Raw genomic sequence first — 11,143 nt, 5'->3', positions numbered from 1 at the left:
TCTCGGCACCCGGCACCCGCCGGTAACGTTTCTGCTGGGCCAGGGCCCGGTACTGCCGCGGACTAGATGTCCTCGTGCGCCACCGCGCGACGCGCGTCCGCGTCCAGCACGCCCCAGCTGATCAGCTGTTCGGTCAGGACCGAGGGGGACTGGTCGTAGATGACGGCGAGGGTGCGCAGGTCGTCCTGGCGGATCGAGAGCACCTTGCCGTTGTAGTCCCCGCGCTGGCTCTGGATGGTCGCCGCGTAACGCTGGAGCGGGCCGGCCTTCTCCGCGGGTACGTGGGCCAGGCGCTCCAGGTCGAGGCGCAGCTTCGGCGGCGGCTCGGCCGCTCCGCCGGGGGTCGTGCCCGGCAGCAGCTCCTGCACCGGCACCCCGTAGAAGTCCGCCAGCTCGGCAAGGCGCTGGACGGTCACGGCGCGGTCTCCGCGCTCGTAAGAACCGACCACCACGGCCTTCCAACGGCCCTGGGACTTCTCCTCGACACCGTGGAGGGAAAGGCCCTGCTGGGTGCGGATGGCGCGGAGCTTGGCCCCGAGCTGTTTGGCGTATTCGCTGGACATAACGCTCCCGGACGCTGTGACAAGAGTGCGGCTCCGCCGCGCGGCTGGTAACTCACTGTGAGGTTACGCAGCGTTACTTGGATGCGTCAAGCCGAATGGTCACCAACGCCCACTTAAGAGGGGTCCTGGGCTGCCCCGATGCGAGTTCGCGGGAATCCCCCTGGTACCGTGGGACGCGTACATCAGACGTCCTTTAAGGTCCGTCCCGTGAGGCGGAGAAGGAGGTCCTTTTCATGGACACTCAGCACGATCCTGATCCCGATACCGGTGTCATGCGTCCCGTTCTCGACGCACAGGACATCGCACGGGTCCTGACCCGCATCGCCCACGAGATCGTCGAACGCGCCAAGGGCGCCGACGACGTGGTGCTCCTCGGCATTCCCACCCGCGGCGTGTACCTGGCCCGCAGGCTGGCGGCCAAGCTCGAAGAGATCACCGGTGCCAAGATCCCGGTCGGTTCCCTCGACATCACCATGTACCGCGACGACCTGCGGATGAAGCCGGCCCGTGCGATCGGCCGCACCGAGATCCCCGGCGACGACATCGACGGACGCCTGGTCGTCCTCGTCGACGACGTCCTGTTCTCCGGCCGCACCATCCGCGCCGCCCTCGACGCCCTCGGCGACCTCGGCCGCCCCCGCGCCGTGCAGCTCGCGGTCCTCGTCGACCGCGGCCACCGCGAACTGCCGATCCGCGCCGACTACGTCGGCAAGAACCTCCCCACGTCGCTGCGGGAGAACGTGTCGGTCCAGCTCCAGGAGGAGGACGGCCGCGACGCCGTACTGCTCGGCCAGCGGACCGCCCGGGCAGCGGGCGGGCAGTAGCCCCTACGAGTGCGGGCCCCCGGAGGGTCCGCTCCCGGGCCTGCCCTGCCCGCACACCAGTCCGTCAGCCGGCCCGCCCGTCTGCCCTCCCCACCGCTCTGACCACACCGACGTACGGAGTACCCGGATGAAGCGCCACCTCATCTCGGCCGCCGACCTCACGCGCGACGACGCCGTCCTCATCCTCGACACCGCCGAGGAGATGGCCCGCGTCGCGGACCGGCCGATAAAGAAGCTGCCCACCCTGCGCGGCCGCACCATCTGCAACCTGTTCTTCGAGGACTCCACCCGCACCCGGATCTCCTTCGAAGCCGCCGAGAAGCGGCTCTCCGCCGACGTCATCAACTTCGCGGCCAAGGGCTCCAGCGTCTCCAAGGGCGAGTCCCTCAAGGACACCGCCCAGACCCTTGAGGCCATGGGCGTCGACGCGGTCGTCATCCGCCACCACGCCTCCGGCGCCCCCTACCGGCTCGCGAACTCCGGCTGGATCGACGCCCCGGTGATCAACGCCGGTGACGGCACCCACGAGCACCCCACCCAGGCGCTGCTCGACGCCTTCACCATGCGCCGCCGCCTGGTCGGCAAGGACGCGGGGCTCGGCAAGGACCTGAACGGCCGGCGGATCACCATCGTCGGCGACGTCCTGCACAGCCGGGTCGCCCGCTCCAACGTCCAGCTGCTGCACACCCTCGGCGCCGAGGTCACCCTGGTCGCCCCGCCCACCCTCGTGCCCGTCGGGGTCGAGGCCTGGCCGTGCGAGATCTCGTACAGCCTGGACGCGGTGCTGCCGAAGTCCGACGCCGTCATGATGCTGCGGGTGCAGCGCGAGCGGATGAACGCGGCCTTCTTCCCGACCGAGCGCGAGTACTCCCGCCGCTACGGCCTGGACGGCGCCCGCATGGCGCGGATGCCCGAGCACGCCATCGTCATGCACCCCGGCCCGATGGTCCGCGGCATGGAGATCACCGCCGAGGTCGCCGACTCCGACCGCTGCACGGTCGTCGAGCAGGTCGCCAACGGGGTCTCGATCCGCATGGCCGTCCTGTACCTGCTGCTCGGAGGCTCCGAGCCCGCCGTCACCACCACGAGCACGCCCCGCACCGAGGAGACCAAGTAACCATGAGCAAGATCCTTATCCGTGGGGCGAAGGTACTCGGTGGCGACGTCCAGGACGTCCTGATCGAGGGCGAGACCGTCGCCGCCGTGGGCGAGAACCTGGAAGCCGGCGACGCGACCGTCATCGAGGCCGGGGGCAAGGTCCTCCTCCCGGGCCTCGTCGACCTCCACACCCACCTGCGCGAGCCCGGCCGCGAGGACTCCGAGACCGTCCTCACCGGCACCCGCGCCGCCGCCTCCGGCGGCTACACCGCCGTCTTCGCGATGGCCAACACCTTCCCCGTCGCCGACACCGCCGGCGTCGTCGAGCAGGTGTGGCGCCTGGGCAAGGAATCCGGCTACTGCGACGTGCAGCCCATCGGCGCCGTCACCGTCGGCCTGGAGGGCAAGCAGCTCTCCGAGCTGGGCGCCATGCACGAGTCCGCCGCCCGCGTCACCGTCTTCTCCGACGACGGCAAGTGCGTGGACGACGCCGTGATCATGCGCCGCGCCCTGGAGTACGTGAAGGCCTTCGGCGGAGTCGTCGCCCAGCACGCCCAGGAGCCCCGCCTCACCGAGGGCGCCCAGATGAACGAGGGCATCGTCTCCGCCGAGCTGGGTCTGGGCGGCTGGCCGGCCGTCGCCGAGGAGTCGATCATCGCCCGTGACGTGCTCCTCGCCGAGCACGTCGGTTCCCGCGTGCACATCTGCCACCTCTCCACCGCCGGCTCCGTCGAAATCGTCCGCTGGGCCAAGTCCCGCGGCATCGACGTCACCGCCGAGGTCACCCCGCACCACCTGCTCCTCACCGACGAGCTCGTCCGCTCGTACAACCCGGTCTACAAGGTCAACCCGCCGCTGCGCACCGAGCGCGACGTGCTGGCCCTGCGCGAGGCGCTCGCCGACGGCACGATCGACATCGTCGCCACCGACCACGCCCCGCACCCGCACGAGGACAAGGACTGCGAGTGGGCCGCCGCCGCCATGGGCATGGTGGGCCTGGAGACCGCGCTCGCCGTCGTCCAGCAGACGATGGTGGAGACCGGACTGCTCGACTGGGCGGGCGTCGCCGAGCGGATGTCCTTCGCTCCGGCGCGCATCGGCGGCCTCCCGAACCACGGACGCCCCGTCTCGGCAGGTGAACCCGCGAACCTGACCTTGGTCGATACCTCGTACCGTGGTGTCGTGGACCCCGCACACTTCGCCTCCCGCAGCCGCAACACGCCTTACGAGGGCCGTGAGCTGCCGGGGCGCGTCACTCACACCTTCCTGCGGGGCCGGGCAACGGTCGTGGACGGGACGCTGGCGTGACACCTGCAGTAATCCAACTGGCCGCCGAGGCAGCCGAACGGCAGTCGGCGGAGGTGACGGACTGGGGCGCCCGCATCGCGTGGGTGATCGGTCTGCTCGTCTTCATCGCGTTCGTGTACTGGCTGATGCGGCAGGGCTGGAAATGGCGCGGCACCCTGCAGAGCGATCTGCCGGAGCTGCCCGCCGCCCCCGGCGGTCTCCCCGAGCACCGGCTGGCCCTGACCGGCCGGTACCACGGGTCCACCACCGCGGGGCAATGGCTCGACCGGATCGTCGCCCACGGCCTGGGCATCCGCAGCCGGGTGGAGCTCACGCTCACCGACGCGGGGCTCGACGTGGTCCGTCCGGGTGCCACCGACTTCTTCGTACCGGCCGCGCAACTGCGCGGCGCCCGCCTCGACAAGGGAATCGCGGGCAAGGTACTCACCGAGGGCGGTCTCCTCGTCGTCACATGGGCGCACGGCGACAGGCTGATCGACTCCGGATTCCGCTCCGACCGCGCGGCGGAACACGCCGCCTGGGTCGAGGCGGTCAACGCGATGAACTTGACGAACACGAACCACTCACTCACCACGACGGAAGGCGCCGAACGATGACGACCTCCACCAGGGGAGCAGCCAAAGCTCCCGCCGTACTCGTCCTGGAGGACGGCCGCATCTTCCGCGGCCGCGCCTACGGCGCTGTGGGGGAGACCTTCGGCGAGGCCGTGTTCTCCACCGGCATGACCGGCTACCAGGAGACCCTCACCGACCCGTCGTACCACCGGCAGGTCGTCGTGATGACCGCCCCGCACGTGGGCAACACCGGCGTCAACGACGAGGACCCCGAGTCCTCCCGCATCTGGGTCGCCGGGTACGTCGTACGCGACCCCGCACGGGTCCCCTCGAACTGGCGCTCGCAGCGCTCGCTGGACGAGGAGCTCGTCAAGCAGGGCGTCGTCGGGATCTCCGGCATCGACACCCGGGCGCTGACCCGCCACCTGCGCGAGCGCGGCGCCATGCGCGTCGGCATCTTCTCCGGCGCCTCGATCGCCGATGACGCGGCGCTGCTCGCCCGTGTCCAGGAAGCCCCGCAGATGAAGGGCGCGAACCTCTCCGCCGAGGTCGCCACCAAGGAGACGTACGTCGTCCCCGCCATCGGTGAGAAGAAGTTCACCGTGGCCGCCGTGGACCTCGGCATCAAGGGCATGACCCCGCACCGGATGGCCGAGCGCGGCATCGAGGTCCACGTCCTGCCCGCCACCGCCACCGCCGAGGACATCTACGCGGTGAACCCGGACGGCGTGTTCTTCTCCAACGGCCCGGGCGACCCGGCCACCGCCGACCACGCGGTCTCCGTCATGCAGGGCGTCCTCGCCCGCAAGACCCCGCTCTTCGGCATCTGCTTCGGCAACCAGATCCTGGGCCGCGCGCTCGGCTTCGGCACCTACAAGCTGAAGTACGGCCACCGCGGCATCAACCAGCCGGTGCAGGACCGCACCACCGGCAAGGTCGAGATCACCGCGCACAACCACGGCTTCGCCGTGGACGCGCCCCTCGACAAGGTCTCGGACACCGCCTACGGGCGCGCCGAGGTCTCCCACGTCTGCCTGAACGACAACGTCGTGGAAGGCCTCCAGCTGCTCGACCAGCCGGCCTTCTCCGTCCAGTACCACCCCGAGGCGGCTGCCGGCCCGCACGACGCCGCGTACCTCTTCGACCGCTTCGTAAATCTGATGGAGGCCGAGCGTGCCTAAGCGCACCGATATCCAGTCCGTCCTGGTCATCGGCTCCGGCCCGATCGTCATCGGCCAGGCCGCCGAGTTCGACTACTCCGGAACCCAGGCCTGCCGGATCCTCAAGGCCGAGGGCCTGCGGGTCATCCTGGTGAACTCCAACCCCGCCACGATCATGACCGACCCGGAGATCGCCGACGCCACGTACGTCGAGCCGATCACCCCCGAGTTCGTCGAGAAGATCATCGCGAAGGAGCGCCCCGACGCGCTGCTCCCGACCCTGGGCGGCCAGACCGCGCTCAACACCGCCATCTCCATGCACGAGCAGGGTGTGCTGGAGAAGTACGGCGTCGAGCTGATCGGCGCCAACGTCGAGGCCATCAACAAGGGCGAGGACCGCGAGCTCTTCAAGGGCGTCGTCGAGGCCGTCAAGGCGAAGATCGGCTACGGCGAGTCCGCCCGCTCGGTCATCTGCCACACGATGGACGACATCATCGCGGGCGTCGACACCCTCGGCGGCTACCCCGTCGTCGTCCGCCCCTCCTTCACCATGGGCGGCGCCGGCTCCGGCTTCGCCCACGACGAGGAAGAGCTGCGCCGCATCGCCGGCCAGGGCCTCATGCTCTCCCCGACCACCGAGGTGCTCCTGGAGGAGTCCATCCTCGGCTGGAAGGAGTACGAGCTGGAGCTGATGCGCGACACCAAGGACAACGTCGTCGTCGTCTGCTCCATCGAGAACTTCGACCCGATGGGCGTCCACACCGGCGACTCCATCACCGTCGCCCCGGCGATGACGCTCACCGACCGCGAGTACCAGCGGCTGCGCGACATCGGCATCGCGATCATCCGCGAGGTCGGCGTCGACACCGGCGGCTGCAACATCCAGTTCGCGATCGACCCGGTCGACGGCCGGATCATCGTCATCGAGATGAACCCGCGCGTCTCGCGGTCCTCGGCGCTCGCGTCGAAGGCCACCGGCTTCCCGATCGCCAAGATCGCCGCCAAGCTGGCCATCGGCTACACGCTCGACGAGGTCCCCAACGACATCACCGAGAAGACCCCGGCCTCCTTCGAGCCGTCCCTCGACTACGTCGTCGTCAAGGCCCCGCGCTTCGCGTTCGAGAAGTTCCCGCTCGCCGACGCCACCCTCACCACCACCATGAAGTCGGTGGGCGAGGCCATGGCCATCGGCCGCAACTTCACCGAGGCCCTCCAGAAGGCCCTGCGCTCCCTGGAGAAGAAGGGCTCGCAGTTCACCTTCGTCGGCCCGGTCGGCGACAAGGCGGAGCTCCTGGCCACCGCGGTCCGCCCGACCGACGGCCGCATCAACACCGTCATGCAGGCCATCCGCGCCGGCGCCACCCAGGAAGAGGTCTTCGAGTCCACGAAGATCGACCCCTGGTTCGTCGACCAGCTCTTCCTCATCAAGGAGATCGCGGACGAGCTGGCCGCCGCCGACAAGCTCCACCCCGAGCTGCTCGCCGAGGCCAAGCGCCACGGCTTCTCCGACGCCCAGATCGCCGAGATCCGCGGCCTGCGCGAGGACGTCGTCCGCGAGGTCCGCCACGCGCTCGGCGTGCGCCCGGTCTACAAGACGGTCGACACCTGCGCCGCCGAGTTCGCCGCGAAGACCCCGTACTTCTACTCCTCGTACGACGAGGAGTCCGAGGTCGCCCCGCGCGAGAAGCCCGCGGTCATCATCCTGGGCTCCGGCCCGAACCGCATCGGCCAGGGCATCGAGTTCGACTACTCCTGCGTCCACGCCTCCTTCGCGCTCAGCGACGCCGGCTACGAGACCGTGATGGTCAACTGCAACCCGGAGACCGTCTCCACGGACTACGACACCTCCGACCGCCTGTACTTCGAGCCGCTGACGCTCGAAGACGTGCTGGAGATCGTCCACGCCGAGTCGCTGGCCGGCCCCATCGCCGGTGTCATCGTCCAGCTCGGCGGCCAGACCCCCCTGGGTCTCGCCCAGGCGCTCAAGGACAACGGCGTCCCCGTCGTCGGCACCCCGCCGGAGGCCATCCACGCCGCCGAGGACCGCGGCGCCTTCGGCCAGGTCCTCGCCGACGCCGGCCTGCCCGCCCCCAAGCACGGCACCGCCACCACCTTCGCCGGCGCCAAGGCCATCGCCGACGAGATCGGCTACCCCGTCCTCGTACGCCCCTCGTACGTGCTCGGCGGCCGCGGCATGGAGATCGTCTACGACGAGGACCGGCTGTCCTCGTACATCGCCGAATCCACCGAGATCTCCCCGACCCGCCCCGTGCTGGTCGACCGCTTCCTCGACGACGCCATCGAGATCGACGTCGACGCCCTCTACGACGGCACCGAGCTCTACCTCGGCGGCGTCATGGAGCACATCGAGGAAGCCGGCATCCACTCCGGCGACTCGGCCTGCGCCCTGCCCCCGATCACGCTGGGCGGCTACGACATCAAGCGCCTGCGCGCCTCCACCGAGGCGATCGCCAAGGGCGTCGGCGTCCGCGGCCTGATCAACATCCAGTTCGCGATGGCGGGTGACATCCTCTACGTCCTGGAGGCGAACCCGCGCGCCTCCCGGACCGTCCCCTTCACCTCGAAGGCCACCGCGGTCCCGCTCGCGAAGGCCGCCGCCCGCATCTCGCTCGGCACCACCATCGCCGAGCTGCGCGAAGAGGGCATGCTCCCGAAGAACGGCGACGGCGGCACCCTGCCGCTCGACGCGCCGATCTCCGTCAAGGAGGCCGTCATGCCGTGGTCGCGCTTCCGCGACATCCACGGCCGCGGCGTCGACACGGTCCTCGGCCCGGAGATGCGCTCCACCGGCGAGGTCATGGGCATCGACTCCGTCTTCGGCACGGCGTACGCCAAGTCGCAGGCCGGCGCCTACGGCCCGCTGCCCACCAAGGGCCGCTGCTTCATCTCGGTGGCCAACCGCGACAAGCGCTCGATGATCTTCCCGGCGCGCGAGCTCGTCGCCCACGGCTTCGAGCTGATGGCGACCTCGGGCACCGCGGAGGTGCTGCGCCGCAACGGCATCAACGCCACCGTCGTGCGCAAGCTCAGCGAGGGCGAGGGCCCGAACGGCGAGAAGACCGTCGTCCAGCTCATCCACGACGGCCAGGTCGACCTGATCGTCAACACCCCGTACGGCACCGGCGGCCGCCTCGACGGCTACGAGATCCGCACCGCCGCCGTGGCGCGGGGCGTCCCGTGCCTCACCACGGTCCAGGCGCTCGCCGCGGCCGTCCAGGGCATCGACGCGCTCAACCGCGGAGACGTGGGCGTCCGCTCGCTCCAGGAGCACGCGGAGCACCTGATCGCGGCCCGCGACTAGCTCCGCGGCAGTACCGATCAGCCCGTACGGCCCGTAGAGGGGAGGGGGACACCGTCAAGCGCGATGCGCGACGGTCGTCCCCCTCTTCATGAGCGCACAAGGGAACTCCTCCACGATGTACAAACTCTTCTTCAACCTGGTCTTCAAGCGCATGGACCCGGAGCAGGCCCACTACATGGCCTTCCGCTGGATCCGCCTCGCCGCCCGTACGCCGGTGCTCCGCACCTTCGTGGCCGCCTCCCTGGCCCCGCGCTACGAGGCCCTGCGCACCGAGGCCCTGGGCCTGCGCATGCACGGCCCCTTCGGGCTCGCGGCCGGCTTCGACAAGAACGCCGTCGCCATCGACGGGATGTCGATGCTCGGCTTCGACCACATCGAGATCGGCACGGTCACGGCCGAGCCCCAGCCCGGCAACCCGAAGAAGCGGCTGTTCCGGCTGGTCCCGGACCGCGCGCTGATCAACCGGATGGGCTTCAACAACGAGGGCTCGGCGGCCGTCGCCGAGCGCCTGGCCGCCCGCAACCCGGTCTTCAAGACCGTCGTCGGCGTCAACATCGGCAAGACGAAGGTCGTCCCGGAGGAGGAGGCGGTGGCGGACTACGTCGCCTCCACCGAGCGCCTCGCCCGCCACGCCGACTACCTGGTCGTCAACGTCTCCTCCCCGAACACCCCGGGCCTGCGCAACCTCCAGGCCACGGAGTCCCTGCGCCCGCTGCTCAGCGCCGTACGCGAGGCCGCGGACCGCGTGGTGACCGACCGACGGGTCCCGCTGCTGGTCAAGATCGCCCCGGACCTGGCGGACGAGGACGTGGACGCGGTCGCCGACCTGGCCCTGGAACTGGGTCTGGACGGAATCATCGCCACCAACACCACCATCGCCCGCGAGGGCCTGGGCCTGAAGTCCTCCCCGTCCCTGATCAAGGAGACGGGCGGACTGTCCGGCGCCCCGGTCAAGGAGCGCTCGCTGGAGGTCCTGCGCCGGCTGTACGCGCGCGTCGGCGACCGCCTGGTGCTCGTGGGCGTCGGCGGCATCGAGAACGCCGAGGACGCCTGGCAGCGGATCCTGGCGGGCGCGAGCCTGATCCAGGGCTACAGCGCGTTCATCTACGAGGGTCCCTTCTACGCCCGCGCCATCCACAAGGGCCTGGCCGCGCGCCTGGCCGCCAGCCCGTACGCGACGCTCGCCGAAGCGGTGGGCGCCGAAACCCGAAAGGCCGCGCTGTGACCTCTGCCCCTGTGATTCCGTTCGGTACGCGCCTGCGCGAGGCGATGGACACCCGTGGCCCGCTGTGCGTGGGCATCGACCCGCACGCGGCGCTGCTGGCGTCCTGGGGCCTGAACGACGACATCGCGGGCCTGGAGAAGTTCTCCCGCACGGTGGTCGAGGCGCTGGCCGACTCGGTGGCCGTCTTCAAGCCGCAGGCGGCCTTCTTCGAGCGGTTCGGCTCCAAGGGCATCGCGGTCCTGGAGCAGACGGTCGCGGACGCCCGGTCGGCGGGCACGCTGGTGGTCATGGACGCGAAGCGCGGTGACATCGGCTCGACGATGGCCGCCTACGCCGAGACCTTCCTCTCCCCGTCCTCGCCGCTGTTCTCGGACGCGCTGACGGTCTCCCCGTACCTGGGCTACGGCTCCCTCGCCCCGGCGGTGGAGCTGGCGCGGGCCTCGGGCGCCGGCCTGTTCGTCCTGGCCCTGACCTCGAACCCGGAGGGTGCGGAGGTCCAGCGGGCGGTGCGGGCGGACGGCCGGTCGATCGGCGCGACGATGCTGGCGCATCTGGCGGCGGAGAACGCGGGGGCCTCGCCGATGGGCTCCTTCGGAGCGGTCGTCGGCGCGACCCTCGGGGACCTGTCCTCCTTCGACCTGGACATCAACGGGCCGCTGCTGGCCCCCGGCATCGGCGCGCAGGGCGCGACCGCGGCGGACCTCCCGGCGGTCTTCGGCGCGGCCGTCCGCAATGTCGTCCCGAACGTGTCCCGGGGCGTCCTGAAGCACGGCCCCGACGCCGGTGCGCTGCGCGCTTCCGCGCACGCCTTCGCGGAGGAAATCCGCGCGGCCGTGGCGTAACCGCCCGAAGCCGGTCCCTGCGGAGCCTGGGCCCCGGACCGTCGCCGTCCCCGGGGGCCAGCCCCCGGACCCCCGCGCCTCAAACGCCGGCGGGGCTGGATTTGGCCGGCGCCGGCCTGCCCGTGCGGCGCCGTCGCCGGGGGCCAGCCCCCGGACCCCTGCTCCTCAAACGCCGGAGGGGCTGGATACATCCAGCCTCGCCGGCGGGTGAGGCGCGGGTCTGGGCGGAGCCCAGGGAACGGTGGAA

Annotated in this window: 9 protein-coding genes; 8 read left to right on the top strand and 1 reads right to left on the bottom strand. The window is 70.7% G+C overall.

Annotated features, from left to right (window positions below; all coding sequences use genetic code 11):
- Window positions 1-62: 62 nt before the first annotated feature.
- Window positions 63-563, bottom strand: coding sequence for a transcriptional regulator BldD (gene bldD / locus ACFXDJ_RS35610; protein WP_069929708.1), 501 nt, complete (start codon window positions 561-563; stop codon window positions 63-65).
- A 233-nt stretch (window positions 564-796) separates the two neighbouring features.
- On the opposite strand from bldD, the gene pyrR reads away from it, so the two are divergent.
- The 8 genes from pyrR (at window position 797) to pyrF (ending at window position 10,896) form a co-directional block, all read left to right on the top strand.
- On the top strand, window positions 797-1,387 hold the full coding sequence (gene pyrR, locus ACFXDJ_RS35605) for a bifunctional pyr operon transcriptional regulator/uracil phosphoribosyltransferase PyrR (protein WP_384660698.1): 591 nt from the start codon (window positions 797-799) through the stop codon (window positions 1,385-1,387).
- Between the two features lie 127 nt (window positions 1,388-1,514).
- The gene (locus ACFXDJ_RS35600; RefSeq protein ID WP_384660695.1) at window positions 1,515-2,504 is read left to right on the top strand and encodes an aspartate carbamoyltransferase catalytic subunit; all 990 of its coding nucleotides are present in this window, start codon (window positions 1,515-1,517) and stop codon (window positions 2,502-2,504) included.
- Window positions 2,505-2,506: 2 nt separating this feature from the next.
- Entirely contained in the window at window positions 2,507-3,793 is a 1,287-nt protein-coding gene (locus tag ACFXDJ_RS35595) for a dihydroorotase (RefSeq protein WP_384851276.1), read from the top strand.
- The gene (locus ACFXDJ_RS35590; protein ID WP_384660689.1) at window positions 3,790-4,389 is read left to right on the top strand and encodes a hypothetical protein; all 600 of its coding nucleotides are present in this window, start codon (window positions 3,790-3,792) and stop codon (window positions 4,387-4,389) included. Before ACFXDJ_RS35595 ends, ACFXDJ_RS35590 begins: the two co-directional genes overlap by 4 nt.
- A complete protein-coding gene (gene carA, locus ACFXDJ_RS35585; RefSeq protein WP_384851274.1) occupies window positions 4,386-5,528 on the top strand; it encodes a glutamine-hydrolyzing carbamoyl-phosphate synthase small subunit in 1,143 nt (380 codons plus the stop codon). Before ACFXDJ_RS35590 ends, carA begins: the two co-directional genes overlap by 4 nt.
- Window positions 5,521-8,829: a carbamoyl-phosphate synthase large subunit gene (gene carB / locus ACFXDJ_RS35580; RefSeq protein WP_384660683.1), complete on the top strand. Its 3,309-nt coding sequence runs from the start codon at window positions 5,521-5,523 to the stop codon at window positions 8,827-8,829. Before carA ends, carB begins: the two co-directional genes overlap by 8 nt.
- 115 nt (window positions 8,830-8,944) lie before the next feature.
- Window positions 8,945-10,054 carry a quinone-dependent dihydroorotate dehydrogenase gene (locus ACFXDJ_RS35575; protein WP_384660701.1) on the top strand — a complete coding sequence of 370 codons (1,110 nt, stop codon included), beginning with the start codon at window positions 8,945-8,947 and terminating at the stop codon, window positions 10,052-10,054.
- On the top strand, window positions 10,051-10,896 hold the full coding sequence (gene pyrF / locus ACFXDJ_RS35570) for an orotidine-5'-phosphate decarboxylase (RefSeq protein WP_384660681.1): 846 nt from the start codon (window positions 10,051-10,053) through the stop codon (window positions 10,894-10,896). Before ACFXDJ_RS35575 ends, pyrF begins: the two co-directional genes overlap by 4 nt.
- Window positions 10,897-11,143: the final 247 nt, after the last annotated feature.

It is taken from the genome of Streptomyces sp. NPDC059443, from assembly GCF_042750105.1.
Taxonomy (GTDB): domain Bacteria; phylum Actinomycetota; class Actinomycetes; order Streptomycetales; family Streptomycetaceae; genus Streptomyces.
This window is presented reverse-complemented; position numbering and strand designations above follow the sequence as displayed.